Raw genomic sequence first — 18,533 nt, 5'->3', positions numbered from 1 at the left:
CGCGCGGGGTCAGACCCGTTCGACCGCGATGTCGTCGCCGGCCCTGAACGCGATATGCCCCTTGATGGGCGCCGCAGCCTCCAGCGGCGTCTCGTAGCTCCACGCGGCGTTCTCGAGCGTCTGGCTCTTGGTGACGATCGAGAAATAGGTGGCATCGCCCTTGTGCGGGCAATGGGTGCTGTGATCGGTTTCGTCCAGGAACGCCATGGCGATGTCTTCGCGCGGGAAATAGATCACGTCCGGATAGCCGGTCTCGGCCAGCTCAAGCGCGTTGCCGGTCTCGGCCAGAACCGCGCCGCCGGCGCGAACGACCCAGGTGCCCTCGGCGCGTCTGATCTTCATGTCGGCCATCTGCTGTCTCCTGTCCTTCGTGTCACCCGCTGTGCCGCGGGCAAGTAACAGGCGCGTGTCATGCCGCGCCCCCTTGCGCCCTTGCTACAGGGGTTCGGTGGCGGCGTCCAACCATTGTCTCGCCGTGTCGCCCAGCCGCGGGCCGATGCGATCGCGGCAGGCCGCGTGGTAGCGATCGAGCCAGGCGCGTTCGCCCGCATCCAGCATTCCGGCGTCGATGAGCCGCCGGTCGATCGGCGCGAAGCTCAGCGTCTCGAAACACAGCCGGTCGCGATGCGCGTCGCCGCCGGGCAGCGTGTCGGCCTCCTGCACCACCAGCAGGTTCTCGATGCGGATGCCGAAGGCGCCCTCGCGGTAGTAGCCGGGTTCGTTCGACACGATCATGCCGGGCTCCAGCGCCACCTCGCCGGTCCGCGCCAGCCGCTGGGGGCCCTCGTGCACGCACAGGTAGACTCCCACGCCGTGGCCGGTGCCATGGTCGTAGTCCTGGTCGGCCAGCCACAGCGGGTAGCGCGCGATGGCGTCGAGGTCGCGCCCCGCCAGCCCCCGGGGCCAGCGTGCGCGGCTCATCGCGATCATGCCCTTGAGAACGCGGGTGAAGGCCGCGCGCTCGGCCTCGCCCGGCTGGCCCACCGGCAGCGTCCGGGTGATGTCGGTCGTGCCGTCGGGGTATTGCCCGCCGCCGTCGAGCACCAGCAGGTCGCCCGCCTGGATGGTGCGGTTCGTGCCACGGGTCACGCGGTAATGCGCGAGCGCCCCGTGCGGCCCCGACCCGGCAATGGTGTCGAAGCTGATGTCGCGCAGCTCGCCGGTGGCGCGGCGCGCCGCCTCGAGCCGGGTGACCACGTCGATCTCGGTCAGCGTTCCCGGCGCCTGGGCATCGAACCAGGCCAGGACCTCGCACAGCGCGGCGCCGTCGCGCAGGTGTGCCGCGCGGCTGCCCGCGATCTCGGCGGCGGTCTTGCGGGCCTTGGGGCGCAGGCAGGGATCCTCGCCCCACTGGCGGGCGACGCCCGCCTCGTCCAGCTGGCCGACGACCCAGACCGGCACGCTCTTGCGGTCAAGCCGCACCGGGCCTGTCAGGCTGCGCAGCGCCGGTCCGAAGGCGTTGACCGGGCGCAGGCGCACCGCGTCGCCCAGGTGCGCCCTCAGCGCGTCGCCGATCTTGTCGGCCTCGGCGAACAGCGACAGGTGGCCGTCGGCGTGCAGGATGGCAAAGGCGTGCGGCACCGGGTTTCGGGGGATGTCGCTGCCGCGGATGTTGAGCAGCCAGGCGATGGAATCGGGAAGCGTCAGCACAGCCGCGGCCTGACCCGCCCCGCGCAGCATGGCGCCCAGCCGGCCCAGCTTGGCGGCGTGCGTCTCGCCCGCGCGCTCGGCGGGGTAGGGAACGATTGGCCCCAGCGGCGGCGCGGGCTGGTCGGCCCAGACGCGGTCGACCAGGTTGTCGGTTGGGTGCAGGGCAATGCCGCTGCCCGCCAACCCCTCCTCGAGCGTTTCGATCTGCTCGGGCGTGTAAAGCCAGGGGTCGAATCCCACCGTCCCGCCCCCCGGCAAGTGCGCCCGCAGCCAGTCGGCCGGCTTCGTCTCGGGCCAGTCGACGGGGGTGAAATGATCGGTGTCCACCTGTGCCTTGACCTGCACGCGGTAGCGCCCGTCGACGAAGACGCCGGCATGGCCGGTCAGGACGATGCAGAAGCCGGCCGAGCCGGTGAAACCCGTCAGCCAGGCGAGGCGCGCATCGTGCGGGGCCACGTATTCGCCCTGGTGCGCGTCCGCGCGCGGCACGAGGTAGCCGTCGAGACCGGCCTGCTCCATCGCCCGGCGCAAAAGTGCCAGCCGCGGCGGCCCCTGCTCGGGGCGGGCGGTTTCCTCGAAATCCTGGAACATGCGTGCCTCCTGCATCCGGCCGGATCCCTACGTGCTAGTGAACGAGCGGGCGAAGATCAATCGCGCCCGTCTGCGCCGGAGTGGTCCGCCGCTTGATGTGGCTGGAAATACCCCGGCCGGCGGCGGCCGGCGCGCCCCACCCGCCGGGGCGGTCACATCGCCTTGCGGATCCCCATGACCCGCGCGCGTGCCCGCGGGTCGCTGTCGAAGAGCGCGGCCAGCTGCTCGGTCATCGCGCCGGCCAGCTGGTCGGCGTCGGTGATCGTCACCGCGCGGTCGTAGTAGCGGGTGACGTCGTGGCCGATGCCGATGGCCAGCAGCTCCACCTGCCGGCGGCGTTCGACCATGTCGATGACGTCGCGCAGGTGCTTTTCCAGGTAATTGGCCGGGTTGACCGACAGCGTGGAATCGTCGACCGGCGCGCCGTCCGAGATCACCATCAGGATCTTGCGCGCCTCGGGCCGGCGCAGCATCCGGCGGTGCGCCCATTCCAGCGCCTCGCCGTCGATGTTCTCCTTGAGCAACCCCTCCTTCATCATCAGGCCGAGGTTCTGGCGCGTGCGCCGCATCGGCGCGTCCGCGCCCTTGTAGATGATGTGGCGCAGGTCGTTCAGGCGGCCGGGCAGCTGCGGGCGGCCGTCGGCCAGCCATTTCTCGCGGGCCTGCCCGCCCTTCCACGCGCGGGTGGTGAAGCCCAGCACCTCGACCTTGACGTCGCAGCGTTCCAGCGTGCGTGCCAGCACGTCGGCGCAGACCGCGGCGATGGAGATGGGCCGGCCGCGCATCGAGCCCGAGTTGTCCAGCAGCAGCGTGACCACGGTGTCGCGGAACTCGGTGTCCTTTTCCACCTTGAAGCTCAGCGGCGTCGTCGGGTTGGCCACGATCCGCGCCAGTCGCCCGGCGTCGAGGATGCCTTCCTCGCGGTCGAATTCCCAGGCGCGGTTCTGTTGTGCCTGCAGCCGGCGCTGAAGCTTGTTGGCCAGCCGCCCCACGGCGCCCTTCAGCGGCTCGAGCTGCTGGTCGAGGAAGGCGCGCAGGCGCTCCAGCTCGACCGGTTCGGCCAGGTCCTCGGCGCGGATCTCCTCGTCGTGATCGTCGGAGAACACGGCGTAGTCCGGGTCGGCTTCCGAGACGGGCTGCGGCGCCGGCGGCTCCATTGGCGCCTCGCCCTCGGGCAGCTCGGTCTCCTCGGACATCTCGTCCTCGGCCATCTCGTCGACGCTGATCTGGGCCTGCGCGGCGTCCTGCTGGTCCTCCTGGCTTTGCTGGGACTCCGCGTCGGCCTCCTCGGGCTCGGAGTCCTCCTCGCCGGCGCTGTCGGGTTCCTGCTCCTCCTCGCCGGCTTCCTCGGCCTGGTCCTCGTCCTCTTCTTCCGGGGCGTCGGGATCCTCGCCCAGCTGGTCGCCGTACCCGAGGTCGGTGATGACCTGGCGGGCGAACTTCGCGAAGGCGCCCTGGTCGTCGAGGCGGGCCTGCAGCTCTTCCAGCGTGGTGCCGGCATGGGATTCGATGAAGCCTTCCCAGAGGTCCTTCACGTTGCGCGCCGAGGGGGGCAGCTCGCGCCCGGTGGCCAGGTGCCGGATCATGTACCCGGCGGCGACGGGCAGGGGGGCCTCGCCGGCCTCGGTGATCTGGTCGTAGCCCTTGGCGCGCGCGTCGGCCTCGATGCGCGCGTCGATGTTGCCGGCGGTTCCGGGCATCTCGCGGGCGCCCACGGCTTCGCAGCGCGCCGTCTCCATCGCCTCGTAGAGCGCGCGCGCCATCTCGCCCTGCGGGCGGTACCGGGCGTGCAGCCCGTCGTCGTGGTACTTGTGGCGCAGCGCCAGCGCGTCTGCCGTGCCGCGGGCCTGCAGAACCTCCTCGCGCGACATGCGGCGGCTGACCTGCGGCAGGCGCATGGAATCGCCCGACACGCCGGCGGGATCCACCGAGTAGCTGACGTTCAGGTCCGGGTCGTCCGCCATCACCTTGGTGGCGTGGGCCAGCGCCTTCTTGAACGGGTCGGCGGGGTTGTCTGCGGGTTTGGTCATCTATCTCCTCGCGGCGCGACGCTTGTCGGCCCTTGCGGGCTTTCTCGCGAAAACGGCGCGCAAGCACCGGGTGGGCGTGGGCCCGTTCAAGCCAGGCTCAGGTTCGCCGCGCTCTCGGGCAGCTCCTCGTCGAAGCAGCGCTGGTAGAACTCGGCCACCGTCTGGCGCTCGAGCTCGTCGCACTTGTTGAGGAAGGTCAGCCGGAAGGCATAGCCCACGTCGCGGAAGATGGTCGCGTTCTGCGCCCAGGTGATCACCGTGCGCGGGCTCATGACCGTGGACAGCTCGCCGTTCATGAAGGCGGTGCGCGACAGGTCGGCCACCGTCACCATCTGGCTGACGGTCTTGCGCCCCTCGGCGGTGTTGAACACCGGGTTCTTGGCCAGCACGATGTTGGTTTCCGCGTCGTGGCTGAGGTAGTTGAGCGTGGCCACGAGGCTCCAGCGGTCCATCTGGCCCTGGTTGATCTGCTGCGTGCCGTGGTAAAGGCCGGTGGTGTCGCCCAGGCCCACGGTGTTGGAGGTGGCAAAGAGCCGGAACGACGGGTGTGGCGTGATCACCTCGTTCTGGTCCAGCAGCGTCAGCTTGCCGTCGGCTTCCAGCACGCGCTGGATGACGAACATGACGTCGGCGCGGCCCGCGTCGTATTCGTCGAACACGATCGCGGTGGGATTGCGCAGCGCCCAGGGCAGGATGCCCTCGTGGAATTCGGTCACCTGCTTGCCGTCGCGCAGCTTGATCGCGTCCTTGCCGATCAGGTCGATCCGGCTGATATGGCTGTCGAGGTTCACGCGCACGCAGGGCCAGTTCAGCCGCGCGGCCACCTGCTCGATGTGGGTGGACTTGCCGGTGCCGTGGTAGCCCTGGATCATCACGCGGCGGTTGTGCGAGAAGCCGGCGAGGATCGCCAGCGTCGTGTCGGCGTCGAACTTGTAGGTGCTGTCGAGATCGGGCACCCGCTCGCTGCCATCCGCGAAGCCCTTGACGATCATGTCTGTGTCGATGCCGAAAACCTCGCGGACGGAAATGTCCTCGGTCGGTTTCGCGGTCATCTCGGTGTGTCCGTCAGCCATGCGCGCAGTCCTTTGAAATGGGGTCCTCTGATTTTCGGCTCGTGGTGCAACATATGTCCGGCAAGAGCAAGGAAAAGAGGCAGGGTGCTGGCGTCGCGCGCGTGCATCCCCTAGGAATGGACCAAGGGGGCGGATTCGACGCAATGGCGACACCTGAAGAAATCGAGTCACTGCTTTCCCGGGTCGCCACCGGTGACCGAGGGGCGTTCCGCCAGCTTTATCGGCACACCTCCGCGAAACTTTTCGGCATTGCGCTGCGTATCTTGAGTGATCGGGCCGAGGCCGAAGACGCCCTCCAGGACATCTTCGTCAAGGTCTGGGACAATGCCGGCCGTTATCAGGCCAACGGGCTGAGTCCGATGACCTGGCTCATCACACTGGCGCGGAACCATGCGATCGACCGGCTGCGTCGGCGCCGTGCCGGGCAGGGCGGCCTGGACGAGGCGGCCGAACTGGCCGACGACCGCCCCGGGCCGGAGGGGCAGGTGATGCGCACGGCGCAACGAGACAGGCTGGTCGCCTGTTTCGAAGAACTTGAGGCCGCGCGTGCCGAGGCCGTGCGCCGCGCCTACCTGCAGGGCGAGACCTATGCAGATCTGGCCGAGCGGTTCGAAGTGCCGCTCAACACGATGCGAACCTGGCTGCGCCGCAGCCTGCTGAAACTCAGGGAGTGTCTGTCGCGATGAGCGACCATGACATACCGGAACGCGACGAGGACGAGGTCCTCGCTGGCGAATACGCCCTCGGGCTGCTGCCGCCGGACGAGCGGGCGGCCTTCGAGTCGCGACTGTCGCAGGACCCTGAGCTGCGTGCGTTGGTCGCCCGGTGGCAGGAGGACTTCGCCGGTCTGACAGAGGATATCGCGCCGGTCGCGCCGCCCGCGCGCGTTCTGCCCGCGCTCGAGGCGCAGATCTTCGGCCCCGAACAGGGCGCGGGCCGGGCCGGCCACGGGCTATGGCGGCTGCTGGCCGGCGCGGCCGCGGCCTGCGTGCTGATCGTTGCGCTCGCGGTTGTCACCGGCGTTCTGGACACCGGCCCGACACGGCCGGGCGACCCGGCGTATGTCGCCGAGGTGGCCGCGGAGGACGAGAGCCTTCTGGTCGAGGCCGCCTTTGATGCCGAGGACGGCACGCTTTACGTGGATCGCCGGCGGGGCGGACCGCGTCCGGGACGCGCCCTGGAACTGTGGCTGATTGCCGGCGACGACGCGCCGGTTTCGCTTGGCGTGCTGCCCGACGATCCGGAGGCCGAACTGCCCGTCTCGCCCGACCTGCGCGACCGGCTGGCCGGTGGCACGCTGGCGATTTCCGACGAACCGCCCGGCGGCTCGCCCACGGGCGCACCCACGGGCGACGTCCTTGCCGTGGGGCAGATCACGGACTCGTGACCGCGCGTTTCCGCAACCGCTGAAACTCCCGGGGGGCACCTTGCGTGTCTTCGCGTGATCCCGGGCAAGGGGCCCGGGGGCAACAAGGGAGACCAAACCATGTTCAGCAAGACATTCACCGCAACCACATCCGCCATCGTGCTGGCCGCCACCGCGGGTTTTGCCGGGAGCCATTCGGAGACCGGCAACCCGATGGTTGGCGGCGCGCCGATGTCCCCCGACAAGACCATCGTGGAAAACGCCGTGAACTCGGCCGACCACGAAACCCTCGTGACCGCCGTCAAGGCCGCGGGTCTTGTCGAAACGCTAAATTCGGAAGGGCCGTTCACCGTTTTCGCGCCCACCGATGAAGCCTTTGGCATGCTGCGCGACGGCACCGTCGAGGCGCTGCTTCAGCCCGAGGCGAAAGGCCAGCTCAAGCAGATCCTGACCTGCCACGTCGTCGCCGCGGACGCCATGGCGATGGACATCAAGGGCATGGTCGACGACGACGGCGGCATGCACGAGGTGCCCACCGTGGGCGGCTGCACGCTGGAGGCCACCTACAACGGCGACGAGATCACGCTGACCGACGAGCGCGGCCGCGAGATCAACGTGACGATCGCGGACGTCAAGCAGTCCAACGGCGTCATCCACGTCGTGGACCGGGTGATCCTGCCGCCCAGGCAGTAACGCTCACCGAATTGTGCGGGGCCGGGGCCTTGCCGCCCCGGTCCCCACACCCCATCCTGATCGCAAGACATTGACCGAAAGGAGCCACCATGAAACGCCGCAATTTCGTGACCGGCGCGCTTGTCGCAAGCGGCATGATCCCGGTCGCCGTGCGGGCCATGAACCCCCGGCCGGCCGCTGCGGCCGCGGGTGAGTTCGAAGTGACCCGCACCGAGGCCGAGTGGCGCGCCATGTTGACGGACCTCGAATACCGCGTGATGCGCGAGGAGGGCACAGAAGCCGCCTTCTCGTCGCCCCTCGACAAGCTCTACGAGCCCGGCCTCTATCACTGCAAGGGTTGTGACCAGGCGCTGTATTCGTCGAAACACAAGTTCGACAGCGGAACCGGATGGCCGAGCTTCTACAAGGCGCTGGACGGCGCCATCGGCACGAAGCCCGATCGCAAGCTGTTCTACACGCGCACCGAATGCCACTGCAGCCGCTGCGGCAGCCACATGGGCCACATCTTCGACGACGGCCCCGAGCCGACCGGCAAGCGCCACTGCATCAACGGTGTGGCGCTGGTGTTCAAACCGGCCTGAGCACGCCGGGCGACGTCCCGCCGGGCCTGACCAAGCGGATCGCGCGCCCCCTTGAAAGAGGGGGCGGGACGCGTGTCAGGGTGGGCGCAACGCCCACTTGTGACGAAGGAGGCATCGATGAAACGTCGTGGAACGGCCGAATGGAGCGGGGATCTGCGGACCGGCACGGGCCGCGTCTCCACCGAAAGCGGAGCCCTGAGGGACGTGGCCTATGGTTTCGGCAGCCGCTTCGAGGATTCGCAGGGCAGCAACCCGGAGGAACTGATCGGTGCGGCCCACGCGGGCTGTTTCTCGATGGCGCTGTCTATGATGCTCGGTGAACGCCAGCTCGTGCCCGACCGGATCGAAACCCGCGCCGACGTGACGCTCGAAAACCGCGACGGCGGATTTGCCGTCACGGCCATCCACCTCGACGTCACGGCCAAGGTCCCGGACGCCGACGGTGGAACCTTCCAGCAAGCGGCGCAGGATGCCAAGAAGGGATGCCCGATCTCGAAGCTGGTGAACGCCGAGATCACCATGGATGCCAGGCTGGAGTGACCTTGCCCCCACCGCGCCCCGGGGGCCGCTTAACCGGGCAGGATCCGTTCTGGCGCCGCGACCGGCACCGCAGTCTCCCGGGGCCGCACACCCCCCTGTTTCCTCTTGCCCGAAATATCCCGCGCAAGTTGCCTGTAGGGTGACGGGGGCAGCGGCCCCGTGCCGGCGTTGCCCTACTTGAAGTTGCGGCTGCCCTTGATCTGCTCCCAGGCCCACATGACCTTTTGCAGCTGCTCTTCCTGGCTGCGGTCGCCGCCGTTCATGTCGGGGTGCAGCACCTTGATGAGCGCCTTGTAGGCCTTGCGCACCTCCGCCTTGCTCCAGTTGTCCTCGGCTTCGAGGATCTCGATCGCCTGCCGCTCGGTCGGGGGCAGCTTGCGGGTGCCGGTCACCTGCTTGCCGGGATTGCGGGTGGCGTTCTGGCCCAGCACCTGGTGCGGATCCTCGATACCCAGCCGCGCCCAGGCGCGCTGTTCGGGGTCGTTGAGCTTCTTCGTGCCCCGCTCCCATACCTTGTCCTTGGACATCTGGGCGTTCAGCTCGGCCTCGGTCGTGCCGTCGAAGAAGTTCCACTTGTTGTTGTACTCGCGCACGTGTTCCTTGCAGAACCAGTAGAAATCGTCGAGTACGTCCGGCGCCTTGGGCGCGCGGTAGAGGCCGGGTTCGTTGCAGCCCTCGTGTTCGCAGACGCGCGTGGACGTCTCGGACGCCCCCGACATCCCGCGCCGGCCGCGCGGGTTCTTCTTCTTCGCGGAAGACACGGACATATCGAAACCGAATGGATCTGTCTTGGACATGCGGCACCTTTTCGACTCGGAGCCGGGAGTTTAGGCTAATTGGCGGCAAAATGAAGGGGGGCGTGGCAAAAAACCATGGGTGTGGCGGCGGAAATCCGCACGGCGCTGGAGCAGGCGTTCACCGTGCATGATATTGAAATCATTGATGAAAGCGAAGCGCACCGCGGCCATTCCGGCTACCGCGAGGGCGGAGAGTCGCACTTTCGTGTCCGCCTGCGCGCGCCCGAGCTCGCGCAGAAGTCCCGGCTCGAACGTCACCGGGCGGTGCATGCCGCGCTCGGGCCGGATCTGCTGGGGCGGCTGCACGCGCTCGCGCTCGACCTCGACGGCTGATCAGCCCCGCGACGGGTCTTCGCCGGACGGCGTTTCCGCCGTTTCGTCCCCCGCATCCGGGGCGTTGTCCCCGGCATCCGCGGCCGTGTCCCCGGTTTCCGGGGTCGTGTCGCCGGCGTCCTGCGGGGCGTCCTGCGTGGCGGTGCTGGTGAGGGGCTCCGCCCGCGGCGCGGACTCGGTCTGCGACGGATCGGGCGGCGGAACCTCCAGCGGCGGCACCGCCGGGTCGTGCTCTGCCGTGGCCCCGGGCAGGGTGACGGCCGGCCCCCCCTGCGCGTCGCGCGGACGGCGGAATACCAGCACGCTGCGATAGACGGTGTGGCTGCCGGTGATCCCATGGCGTTCGCTGCATGGCAGGATGTCGGCGCGCTGGTATTCCCAGCCGTCGGCGCCCATCTCGTTCATCAGTTCCTGCAGCGAGCGCGCGAAACGCTCTCCGTTGCCTTTCACGCCCGGCATCTTGCGCGGTTTCTCGGGGGCGGGAAGAACCCTGTATTCGTAATCTGCCATGCGGGGGTGTCCGGTGTGCTGGGTGGTGTGGCCGCCGCATCCTAGCGTCTGCGCTCGCCCGCGCAAAGCCCCGCCACGGTCAGCCCTTGCGGCGAATGCCGATCGTGCTGCCCAACCCCTCGGGCCGGGGCAGGGCGGCGTGGGCCTGTCCCATCGTTTCGACGCGCGCGCGGATGTTCTCGGGCATCGGCACCACGCGCGGGCCGGACAGGTCCACGTGCAGCGTCAGACCCTCGCCGGTGGCGGCCAGCCATCCGTCCTCGTGGTACATCTGCTGGAAGGCGTGGAAGCGCTTGGCGTCCCAGTCGATCAGCTGGAACGAGGCCCGCACCCGGTCCCCCGGCTTGATCTCGCGCAGGTAGCGGATGTGGAACTCGGCCGAGAACGTGGTGTGGTTCGTGGCCGCGCGGTAGGCCGGGCCGAAGCCCAGTTCCTCGAACGCCTCGTCGGCGGCGCGGTCGAACAGCACCGTGTAATAGCCCATGTTCAGGTGGCCGTTGTAATCGATCCACGCGTCCTCGAGCTCAAGAAGCGAGGACATGAAAGGCTCGGGCATCTCGGGTTCCCTTTCCGCGCGGCGGGCTCAGCCGAAGGCCAGCACGGCGAACACCACCGCGAGGGTGGCGGCCGCGTTCATCACCGGGCGCAGCACCTTCGCGCGGGCGGCGCGTTGCGCGGGTTCGAGCTTCTTGATGGCGATCTGCATCCAGACCGCGGCGCCGGTCAGCACGACCACCGCGGCCATCTTGACCCAGAACCAGACGGGCAGGGCGGCCGCGCCCGGGCCGCCCGCCAGCATCGCCGAGCCCGTCAGCCAAAGCACGATCAGCGCCAGGAAGCCGAAGCGCGCCAGCCGCACCTGCACCGCCCCGGCCAGCGCCGGGTCCTTCGGGCCGGCCACATGGGCGACCACGCCGGCGGCGATTCCGCCGCCGAGGCCCACGGCGAGGGCGAGGTAATGCACGATCAACAGCGCCTGATCCGCCATCGCGTTCACAGCCCCAGCTTGTCCTGCACGATCTGGTTGACGGCCTTGGGGTTGGCCTTGCCGCCGGTGGCCTTCATCACCTGGCCGACGAACCAGCCGGCGAGCTTGGGTTTCTCGCGCGCCTTCTCGACCTGCTCGGGGTTCTCGGCGATGATGCGGTCCACCGCCTCCTCGATGGCGGCGGTGTCCGTGACCTGCTTCATGCCGCGCTCCTCGACGATCCGCTCGGGATCGCCGCCCTCGGTGTAGACGATCTCGAACAGGTCCTTGGCGATCTTGCCGCTGATCGCCTCGGACTGGATCAGCGCAACGATCTTGCCCAATTGCTCCGGGCTGACGGGGCTTCGGGTGATCGGGGTGTCATCGTCCTTCTTCAGCCGGCCGAACAGCTCGTTGATCACCCAGTTGGCCGTCAGCTTGCCGTCGTTGTCGCCGCGCGCGGCTTCGAAATAGGCGGCGGCCTCGACCTCGGCGGTCAGCACGCCCGCGTCGTATTCCGACAGGCCGAAATCATTGACGAACCGCGCCTTCTTGGCGTCGGGCAGCTCGGGCAGGCTGTCGCGGATGCTGTCCACCCAGTCCTGTTCAAGCTCCAGCGGCAGCAGGTCGGGGTCTGGGAAGTAGCGGTAGTCGTGCGCCTCTTCCTTGGTGCGCATCGAGCGCGTCTCGCCCTTGTCGGGGTCGTAGAGGCGCGTCTCCTGCTCCACGGTGCCGCCGGCCTCCACGATCGCGATCTGGCGGCGCGCCTCGTGATCGATGGCCTGCTGGATGAAGCGCATGGAGTTCATGTTCTTGATCTCGCAGCGCGTGCCCAGGTGGCCGGGGTCGCCGGTCTCGATGAAGCGCTCGTAGGCGCCGGGCCGGCAGACCGAGACGTTGACGTCGGCGCGCAGGTTGCCCGACTGCATGTTGCCCTCGCAGGTACCGAGGTAGCGCAGGATCTGGCGCAGCTTGGCGACATAGGCCGCGGCCTCTTCGGGGCCGCGGATGTCGGGGCGGGAGACGATCTCCATCAACGCGATGCCCGTGCGGTTGAGATCGACGAAGGACATCTCGGGGTCCATGTCGTGGATCGACTTGCCGGCATCCTGTTCCATGTGGATGCGCTCGATCCGGACGGTGCGTGCCACGCCCGGTTCCATGTCCACCAGGATCTCGCCCTCGCCCACCAGCGGGTGATAAAGCTGGCTGATCTGGTAGCCCTGCGGCAGGTCGGGGTAGAAATAGTTCTTGCGGTCGAAGGCGCTGACCAGGTTGATGCGCGCATTCAGCCCCAGGCCGGTCCGCACCGCCTGTTCGACGCAGAATTCGTTGATGACCGGCAGCATGCCCGGCATGGCGGCATCCACGAAGGAGACGTTGGAGTTCGGTTCGGCCCCGAACTCGGTGGAGGCCCCGGAAAACAGCTTGGCGCGCGAGGAGACCTGCGCGTGCACCTCCATCCCGATCACCAGTTCCCAGTCGTGCCTGGCCCCGGCGATCACCTTGGGCTTGGGCGGCTCGTAGGTCAGATCCAGCATGGCATCGGTGTCCCCTCTCGCGTGGACCGCCTTCTAGGACAGCGCGCGCGAGGGGGCAAGGGGCGGCCGGACGCCCGGCCGGCGCGTCAGGACGCGCCCAGCTGGTACATGCCGCCCGGCGAGAACGCGATGCGCTTGCCGCCGGCGATTTCCTCGGAGTAGTGGCGCGCGATCACCTGCAGCGCGGTGTCGTGCCCGCGGTCGATGAAGGCGCGGCGCGACGGCAGTGGCGTGGTCTGGCCCGGGCACAGCAGCGCCTGCGACCAGATCAGCGGGTGAAGTTCGTGCAGGTGCCGTTCGAGGATCCAGCCCAGGCAATGATGCAGCCGGCGGCGCGCGGCTTCGCGGGCACCGTGTCCGGCGGCGGGGCCGCCGGGCGCCATCGAGATCGCGCAGAAGGCCGCGAGATCGTTGGCGACGTGCTGGTCGGGGCGGTGCCGCAGGATATCGTGCAGCCCGTCGATGAAGAAGGCGGGATCCAGCGTGGCCAGCATCGCCGGCTCCTGCACCAGCGCGTCGCGGTAGACCCACGCGTACGCCCCCGCCCCCCAGACATCGCCGGTCCGCGCGGCGGTGCGTCGCGCCTCGCGTTCCAGCGTATCGGCGGTGCCGTATCGCGACGGCATCAGGTGAAGACCCAGCTCACGCATGTGCCGCGGGCTCGCCGGGTCGAGGTCGATCAGGTCCTCGAACGCGTCGGCGAGGTGCTCGCACGGGTCGGGCCCGCCCGCGGCGATCCGGCACTGCGCGGCGGCCAGTGACGGCGCGTCCAGCGCCACCGCGTCGAAGGGTTGCAGGACATCCTCTGCCCGATCCATGTGATGCGCGACGCGGTCCCGGGCGGTCTGGGCGGTGGCCTCCTGCGCGGACTGCCATGCGCCCGCGATGTCGAGATGCGCCATCGCGACGATCAGCGCGCACGGGTAGTCGTTCGGCATCTCCCCGAGCACCGATTCGAGTGCCTCGATCCCCGCATCGTCCGGCGCGGCTCCGTCGATCACCCGGTGCTCGGCCACCGCGACGACATCCTCCCGCGCGCCGCCGGCCATGAGCAGGGCCGCGGATTCGCCGCCCGGCGTGCCCACCCTGTCGCGGTCGGCCTGTCGGATCAGGCGCGACAGGTCCGACCACAATTCCTGCCGGGCCAGGTGCTGCCCCTTGTCCCTGTGTTCCGCGCGTGCCGTCTGCTCGTCGGTCACCCGCATCATCGGCAGCAGGATACGCTCCGCCAGCTCCTCCCGGCGGATGCGGAAGGGGCGTGTCTCGCTTCCGTCGTCGGGCTCGGGATTGAGGTGGTCCGCGATCCGTCGCCGGTTCAGCGATTGGCCGAGGCGTTTGAGAAGTGACATGGGATACCCGGAAACTCGTTCACGGCAAAGCTGCCGACGATTTCGGGCACAAACGTGGCATCAGTTGGAACTTGGTGGGGAATCCGCGCGCCGCGGAAGGCCCCGGCTGGATCACGCCGCAAGGATGCGGTCGATCATCTCGGTCGTGTCGCGGCTGAGCCCGTCGGTGGCCCGGATACGCTCCAGTTCCCGGCGGATCAGGGCCTGGCGGTTGCCGTCGAAACGCCGCCATGTCTCGAAGGCCGTGCACAGCCGTGCCGTGGTCTGCGGGTTCACTGGGTCGAGGCGGATCAGCCAGTCGGCCAGCAGCGTGTATCCCTTGCCCGAGGCGTGGTGGAACCCGGCCTGCGACATCGACAGCGCGCCCAGGACCGCACGGAAGCGGTTGGGATTTTTCATTTCGAAATCAGGGTGTTCGGTAAGGCGCCGGGCAATGTCCGCGGTGTCCTCGGGATCGGCCTGCACGACCTGGAGCGAGAACCACTTGTCGATCACCAGCCGGTCGTCGCGCCACTGGTCGTAGAAGGCGCGCGCCGCTGCGTCGCCCCGGCCTGCGCGCAGCAGGTTGGCCAGCCCCGCCAGTTGCAGCGTCATGTTGGTGGCCTGTTCGAATTGCGCCTGCGCTGCCGCGCCGCCATCGCGCCGCGTGATCATGGCCAGCGCCGCGTTGGCCAGCGCGCGGGCGCCCGATTGCGCCGCGTCCGGGCGGTAGGGGGCGGTCACCTGGTGCGCCGCGAACAGCTCGTGCGCCAGCTCCTCCATCCGGGCGGCGCGCGCATCGCGCAGGGCCTCCAGCGCGGCCCAGATCGCGTCCGGGTTGGGCGTGTGGCCGCGGGTGTGGATCGTCTGCGCCAGGTCGTCCTGCCCCGGCAGGTCGAGCGCCAGCGCCCGGAACGCCGGGTCGAGGCTGTCGTCGCGCGCCATCGCCGCCACCGCGTCGAGGTACGCGGGATCGGGCGCCGCGTCGTCGAGGATCATCGCGACGAGCGCCTCGCGCGCCAGCGCGCGGCCCGCTTCCCACTTGTTGAACGGGTCGGTGTCATGCGCCAGCAGGAAGGCGCGTTCTGCGTTGTCGGTGTCGCGCTCCACGATCACGGGGGCCGAGAAATCGCGCAGGATCGACGGCACCGGCCTGCCCGAAAGCCCGTCGAACGTGAAACTCTGCCGGGCCTCGGTCACCTCGCAGATCACCGTTTCCTGCACCTCGTCCCCGTTCGGGCCAAGCAGCCCCACGGCCACGGGGATCACGCGCGGCAGCTTCTCGGGCTGGCCCGGCGTGGGCGGCGTGTGCTGTGTGAAATGCAGGGTGTAGGTGCCGTCGGCGTAATCCTCGGTCACGCGCAGGCGGGGCGTGCCGGCCTCCTGGTACCACAGCTTGAACTGGGCCAGATCCCGCCCGGTGACATCCTCGAAGACCGTCAGCCAGTCCTCGATCGTGGCAGCGTCGCCGTCGTGGCGGTCGAAGTAGAGGTCGAGCGCGCGGCCGTATGCGTCGTCGCCCACCAGCCGCTTGAGCATGCCGATCACCTCGGCGCCCTTCTCGTAGACGGTCGCGGTGTAGAAGTTGTTGATCTCGACGAAGCTTTCGGGCCGCACCGGGTGGGCGAGCGGGCCGGCATCCTCGCGGAACTGCCGCGCGCGCAGGGCGACCACGTCGCCGATGCGCTTGACCGGCGCGCTGCGCTGGTCGGCGGTGAACTGCTGGTCGCGGAAGACGGTCAGCCCTTCCTTCAGGCACAGCTGGAACCAGTCGCGGCAGGTGATGCGGTTGCCCGTCCAGTTGTGGAAATACTCGTGCGCGATGATGCCCTCGATCCGCTCGAAGTTGGCGTCGGTCGCCGTCTCCGGGCTCGCCAGCACGGCGGCCGAGTTGAAGATGTTGAGGCCCTTGTTCTCCATCGCGCCCATGTTGAAATCGTCGACGGCGACGATGTTGAACACGTCGAGATCGTATTCGCGGCCGTATGTCCGCTCGTCCCAGGCCATCGCCCTTTTCAGCGATTCCATCGCGAAGGCGCATTTGCCCTCGTCGCCCGGGCGCACCCAGACGTTGAGCTCCACCGGCCGGCCCGAACGTGTCGTGAAACTGTCCGGGTGGTTGACCAGTTCACCGGCGACGAGCGCGAACAGGTAGGACGGTTTGGGCCACGGGTCGTGCCATTCGGCGAAGCCCGCGCCGCGCGCGCCCGGGTTGCCGTTGGACAGCATCACCGGCGCGTCGCCCTCGATGCGCACGTCGAAGGGGGCCATGACGTCGGGGCGGTCGGGGTAATAGGTGATCTTGCGGAAGCCCTCGGCCTCGCACTGCGTGCAATACATCCCGTTGGACATGTACAGGCCTTCCAGCGCGGTGTTGGCCGCCGGGTCGATCTCGACCTCGGCCTCCCAGGTGAAGGGGCCGTCGGGCACGGTGCAGGTCAGCCCCGTCTCGGTCACCTCCGGGCTGACGGGGGTGCCGTCGATCGCCGCCGAGATCAACGCGAGCCCCTCGCCATGAAGGAAGAAATCGCGTGACGGTGCCTCGGGGTTGGGCCGGAAGGCGATCCGGCTGCGCACGCGCGTCGCGTGCGGGTCGAGCCGGAAGGTCAGCGCCACCCGGTCGATCAGGAAGCCGTAGGGCTGGTAATCGCTCAGGTAGACGGCCTGGGGGGCGGCATCGCGCATGGCATCCTCCTTGTCGTGCCCGCGCAGGTGTAGCGCATCGGCGCGCCGCCGCAAGCCGTTGCCGTGCCGTTGACCACCCCCGCGCCCCGCCTATCTGGCCGATGATGGGCGTCATCTGCTGGTTCAAGCGCGATCTCCGGGTCGCCGATCACCCCGCCCTGGCGCGGGCCGCCGCGCTGGGTCCGGTGATCCCGCTCTATATCGTGGAGCCGCACCAGTGGCGGCAGGCAGACGCGTCGGGCCGGCAGTACGCCTTCCTGTGCGACTGCCTCGACTCGCTGCGCGCGGAGCTCGCCTCGACCGGGCTGGAGCTTGTCGTGCGGGTGGGCGTGGCGCCGCAGGTTCTCGAAGCGCTGCGCGCGGCCCACCGCGTGACCGACCTGGTCAGCCACGAGGAAACGGGCAATGCCGCGTCCTTCGCGCGCGACCGGGCCGTGGCCGACTGGGCCGCCGCGCAAGGCGTGCGCTGGCACGAGGTGCCGCAATCGGGTGTCGTGCGCCGGCTGGCCTCGCGCGACGGCTGGCAGGCGCGGCGCGACGCCTTCGTGTCCGCGCCGGTCGTTCCACGGATCGAGGGCGCCCGCGGCGTGTCCGGTGCCGTTGCCGACCCGCTGCCCGCCGCGGCGGATCTGGGGCTGGTTGATGCCTGCCCCGACCGCCAGCGCGGGGGGCGCGCCCGCGCCGAACGCGCGCTTGCGGGGTTCCTGCGCACGCGCGGGCAGCATTACCGCGCGGCGATGTCCGCGCCCGAAGCGGGGGCGCGCGCCTGTTCGCGGCTCTCGCCGCACCTGGCCTTCGGCACCCTGTCGGTGCGCGAGGCGGTGCAAGCGGGCCGCGCCGCGCCGGCGGGCCGCGGCCGGGCCTGGGCGGGGTCGATGCGATCGTTCCGGTCGCGGCTCGCGTGGCGCGATCACTTCATGCAGAAGCTCGAGGACGAACCGGCGCTGGAATGGCGCTGCCTGCACCCGGCCTACGAGGCGCTGCGCCCGGCCGAACCGGACACCGCGCGGCTGGCCGCCTGGGCGGCGGGCGAGACCGGGCTGCCCTTCGTCGACGCCTGCATGCGCAGCCTGAATGCCACCGGCTGGCTGAACTTCCGCATGCGGGCGATGGTGATGGCGGTGGCCAGCTATCACCTGTGGCTGGACTGGCGCGACAGCGGCGCGGTGCTGGCGCGGCTGTTCACCGATTACGAGCCGGGCATCCACTGGAGCCAGGTGCAGATGCAGTCGGGCGTGACCGGCACCAACCAGATCCGCATCTACAACCCGGTCAAGCAGGGCCACGAACAGGATCCGGCGGGCCGGTTCACCCGCCGTTGGGTGCCCGAGCTGGCGCGGGTACCCGACGCCCACCTGCAGACCCCATGGACGTGGGACGGGGCGGGGGGCCTGCTGGGCCGCGCCTATCCCGAGCCGCTGGTGGACGTGGCGGCCGCCGCCCGCGCCGCGCGCGCCGCCGTCTGGGCGGTGCGCCGGCAAGCGGGTTTTGCCGAGGCCGCGGCGCAGGTACGCCGCAAGCACGCCAGCCGCAAGCGCCCGCCGGCCGCGCGGCGCGCCCCACGCGGCGACAGCCGCCAGATGGGTTTCGAGTTCTGATGGGGCGCATGCGGCGCAAGGGCGATCTGCCCAGCAAGATCTGCGCGGCCTGTGGCCGGCCCTTCAGCTGGCGGCGCAAGTGGGCGCGCGACTGGGAGGCGGTGCGCTACTGCTCGCGCGCATGCCGTTCGGGGCGGCGGCGCTGAGGCGGGTGCCGCGACCGGCATGCCACGGGATGCCGGAATTGGTAAATTGATTTTACCGATCCTGTTGCCGATCGGAAACGGATCGGCTATGCCATCGGTCCAAC

The 18,533-nt window shown here is 69.5% G+C and carries 19 protein-coding genes; 8 read left to right on the top strand and 11 right to left on the bottom strand.

Annotated features, from left to right (window positions below; genetic code table 11):
* Positions 1-9: 9 nt before the first annotated feature.
* The 4 genes from CEF10_RS09475 to cobS form a co-directional block, all read right to left on the bottom strand.
* Positions 10-351 (bottom strand): DUF427 domain-containing protein, encoded by a 342-nt coding sequence (locus CEF10_RS09475; RefSeq protein WP_101067934.1) that lies wholly within the window; start codon positions 349-351, stop codon positions 10-12.
* Positions 352-435: 84 nt separating this feature from the next.
* A complete protein-coding gene (locus CEF10_RS09470; RefSeq protein ID WP_101067933.1) occupies positions 436-2,241 on the bottom strand; it encodes an aminopeptidase P family protein in 1,806 nt (601 codons plus the stop codon).
* 152 nt (positions 2,242-2,393) lie between these two features.
* Positions 2,394-4,271 (bottom strand): cobaltochelatase subunit CobT, encoded by a 1,878-nt coding sequence (gene cobT / locus CEF10_RS09465; RefSeq protein ID WP_101067932.1) that lies wholly within the window; start codon positions 4,269-4,271, stop codon positions 2,394-2,396.
* A gap of 86 nt (positions 4,272-4,357) precedes the next feature.
* Entirely contained in the window at positions 4,358-5,344 is a 987-nt protein-coding gene (gene cobS / locus CEF10_RS09460; RefSeq protein ID WP_101067931.1) for a cobaltochelatase subunit CobS, read from the bottom strand.
* A 143-nt stretch (positions 5,345-5,487) separates the two neighbouring features.
* Between cobS and CEF10_RS09455 the strand changes: the two genes are divergently transcribed.
* The 5 genes from CEF10_RS09455 to CEF10_RS09435 all read left to right on the top strand — a co-directional run bounded on the left by CEF10_RS09455 (position 5,488) and on the right by CEF10_RS09435 (position 8,524).
* Positions 5,488-6,030 (top strand): sigma-70 family RNA polymerase sigma factor, encoded by a 543-nt coding sequence (locus CEF10_RS09455; protein WP_101067973.1) that lies wholly within the window; start codon positions 5,488-5,490, stop codon positions 6,028-6,030.
* The gene (locus CEF10_RS09450; protein WP_101067930.1) at positions 6,027-6,731 is read left to right on the top strand and encodes an anti-sigma factor; all 705 of its coding nucleotides are present in this window, start codon (positions 6,027-6,029) and stop codon (positions 6,729-6,731) included. Before CEF10_RS09455 ends, CEF10_RS09450 begins: the two co-directional genes overlap by 4 nt.
* 99 nt (positions 6,732-6,830) lie before the next feature.
* The gene (locus CEF10_RS09445) at positions 6,831-7,403 is read left to right on the top strand and encodes a fasciclin domain-containing protein (protein WP_101067972.1); all 573 of its coding nucleotides are present in this window, start codon (positions 6,831-6,833) and stop codon (positions 7,401-7,403) included.
* Between the two features lie 89 nt (positions 7,404-7,492).
* Positions 7,493-7,984: a peptide-methionine (R)-S-oxide reductase MsrB gene (gene msrB, locus CEF10_RS09440; RefSeq protein WP_101067929.1), complete on the top strand. Its 492-nt coding sequence runs from the start codon at positions 7,493-7,495 to the stop codon at positions 7,982-7,984.
* A 117-nt stretch (positions 7,985-8,101) separates the two neighbouring features.
* On the top strand, positions 8,102-8,524 hold the full coding sequence (locus CEF10_RS09435) for an OsmC family protein (RefSeq protein ID WP_101067928.1): 423 nt from the start codon (positions 8,102-8,104) through the stop codon (positions 8,522-8,524).
* Between the two features lie 173 nt (positions 8,525-8,697).
* Here CEF10_RS09435 and CEF10_RS09430 read toward each other — a convergent pair whose 3' ends face one another.
* The gene (locus CEF10_RS09430; RefSeq protein WP_101067927.1) at positions 8,698-9,321 is read right to left on the bottom strand and encodes a J domain-containing protein; all 624 of its coding nucleotides are present in this window, start codon (positions 9,319-9,321) and stop codon (positions 8,698-8,700) included.
* Positions 9,322-9,396: 75 nt separating this feature from the next.
* On the opposite strand from CEF10_RS09430, the gene CEF10_RS09425 reads away from it, so the two are divergent.
* Positions 9,397-9,654, top strand: coding sequence for a BolA family protein (locus CEF10_RS09425; protein ID WP_101067926.1), 258 nt, complete (start codon positions 9,397-9,399; stop codon positions 9,652-9,654).
* On the opposite strand, the gene CEF10_RS09420 is transcribed toward CEF10_RS09425, so the two are convergent.
* From CEF10_RS09420 to pepN, 6 genes are all read right to left on the bottom strand, one after another.
* Positions 9,655-10,164 carry a DUF4177 domain-containing protein gene (locus CEF10_RS09420; RefSeq protein ID WP_101067925.1) on the bottom strand — a complete coding sequence of 170 codons (510 nt, stop codon included), beginning with the start codon at positions 10,162-10,164 and terminating at the stop codon, positions 9,655-9,657.
* 79 nt (positions 10,165-10,243) lie between these two features.
* The gene (locus tag CEF10_RS09415) at positions 10,244-10,720 is read right to left on the bottom strand and encodes a thioesterase family protein (protein WP_101067924.1); all 477 of its coding nucleotides are present in this window, start codon (positions 10,718-10,720) and stop codon (positions 10,244-10,246) included.
* A 27-nt stretch (positions 10,721-10,747) separates the two neighbouring features.
* Positions 10,748-11,152, bottom strand: a complete 405-nt coding sequence (locus CEF10_RS09410; RefSeq protein WP_157932994.1) for a CopD family protein — start codon at positions 11,150-11,152, stop codon at positions 10,748-10,750.
* A gap of 5 nt (positions 11,153-11,157) precedes the next feature.
* Positions 11,158-12,672 (bottom strand): Asp-tRNA(Asn)/Glu-tRNA(Gln) amidotransferase subunit GatB, encoded by a 1,515-nt coding sequence (gatB, locus tag CEF10_RS09405; protein WP_101067922.1) that lies wholly within the window; start codon positions 12,670-12,672, stop codon positions 11,158-11,160.
* Between the two features lie 86 nt (positions 12,673-12,758).
* Complete coding sequence (locus tag CEF10_RS09400; protein WP_101067921.1) at positions 12,759-14,021, bottom strand: hypothetical protein; 1,263 nt, start codon at positions 14,019-14,021, stop codon at positions 12,759-12,761.
* A 111-nt stretch (positions 14,022-14,132) separates the two neighbouring features.
* Entirely contained in the window at positions 14,133-16,685 is a 2,553-nt protein-coding gene (gene pepN / locus CEF10_RS09395; RefSeq protein WP_101067971.1) for an aminopeptidase N, read from the bottom strand.
* A gap of 104 nt (positions 16,686-16,789) precedes the next feature.
* On the opposite strand from pepN, the gene CEF10_RS09390 reads away from it, so the two are divergent.
* Positions 16,790-18,283, top strand: coding sequence for an FAD-binding domain-containing protein (locus CEF10_RS09390; RefSeq protein WP_101067970.1), 1,494 nt, complete (start codon positions 16,790-16,792; stop codon positions 18,281-18,283).
* Complete coding sequence (locus CEF10_RS09385) at positions 18,283-18,429, top strand: DUF2256 domain-containing protein (RefSeq protein ID WP_101067920.1); 147 nt, start codon at positions 18,283-18,285, stop codon at positions 18,427-18,429. Before CEF10_RS09390 ends, CEF10_RS09385 begins: the two co-directional genes overlap by 1 nt.
* Positions 18,430-18,533 lie beyond the last annotated feature (104 nt).

Origin of the sequence: Roseovarius salinarum (assembly GCF_002834145.1) — a bacterium.
Classification (GTDB): domain Bacteria; phylum Pseudomonadota; class Alphaproteobacteria; order Rhodobacterales; family Rhodobacteraceae; genus Roseovarius; species Roseovarius salinarum.
This window is presented reverse-complemented; position numbering and strand designations above follow the sequence as displayed.